The following is a 504-nucleotide window of genomic DNA, read 5'->3' as shown; positions in this document are numbered from 1 at the left end:
TGCAAGCCTCCCAAAAAGAATTGCAAGCTGCCCAGCAGGAGCTGCGTCTTGTCCAGCAAAACCAGCAGGTTTTGATTCAAGAGCTGCGGGAGGGACAGGCGATGCTGGCGCAGTTCTTTCGCGAGTCAATGGATCGGTTTGACGAGCGTACTCGGGCCATCGAACGCCGCACAGAAGCACTGGAACGGCGCACTGACGAGATGGCCCGAGAGATGCGGGAGATGCGGCAGGAGATTCGGGATCTGCGCCGCGACTTTTTGGAACGGCGGTAGCTTGGGCCCAAGCGCTCTGCGTTGCTAGTGTAACCATCCCCGGATCCTTCTCCCAGGAGGAGATTTAGGGTGGTAGGATTTCCTTGTTCTGTAGCGCCTTGGTAACCATGACACCTGAGCAAGAGCAGTGGCTGATTCGGGCCGTCCAGGAGTTGCAAGCTGCCCAGCAAAACCAGCAGGTTTTGATCCAAGAGCTGCGGGAAGGGCAGGCGATGCTGGCGCAGTTTTTCCG

1 protein-coding gene is annotated in these 504 nt (G+C 57.9%); it reads left to right on the top strand.

Going from position 1 to position 504, the window contains the following annotated elements; genetic code table 11:
• Positions 1-20 precede the first annotated feature (20 nt).
• A complete protein-coding gene (locus NW820_RS13520; protein WP_414407792.1) occupies positions 21-272 on the top strand; it encodes a hypothetical protein in 252 nt (83 codons plus the stop codon).
• The last annotated feature ends 232 nt before the right edge of the window (positions 273-504 follow it).

It is taken from the genome of Synechococcus sp. R55.7 (assembly GCF_047461955.1).
Classification (GTDB): domain Bacteria; phylum Cyanobacteriota; class Cyanobacteriia; order Thermostichales; family Thermostichaceae; genus Thermostichus.
This window is presented reverse-complemented; position numbering and strand designations above follow the sequence as displayed.